Raw genomic sequence first — 250 nt, 5'->3', positions numbered from 1 at the left:
ACCAGGGACTTGTATTTGTAGCTTCGAAAAAACTATATCCTCCTGCTGTTCAAAGGAAACATTTTCAAGCATGTACTCCACTCGGTAACCGTAAACATCTTCGAGACCTACTTTACTCTCCATGGCAACTCTAGAACAATTTAAAAGAGCCATTTTGGCGCCATTTACAGCTGTTCCTTGGATATAATCAACTTGCAGAGGAATCTCAAAATAGCTGCCTGGCGGCCCACTGTTGGGAACGCTAATATAT

1 protein-coding gene is annotated in these 250 nt (G+C 42.0%); it reads right to left on the bottom strand.

Going from position 1 to position 250, the window contains the following annotated elements:
- The coding region (locus R0J92_RS25170; protein WP_411053693.1) for a hypothetical protein at positions 1 to 250 on the bottom strand (250 nt) is incomplete at both ends.

It is taken from the genome of Tritonibacter sp. SIMBA_163 (assembly GCF_046535935.1).
In the GTDB taxonomy this organism is placed as follows: Bacteria; Pseudomonadota; Alphaproteobacteria; order Rhodobacterales; family Rhodobacteraceae; genus Epibacterium; species Epibacterium scottomollicae.
The sequence above is the reverse complement of the archived record's forward strand: the minus strand, read 5'-3'. Positions and strand labels throughout refer to the sequence as shown.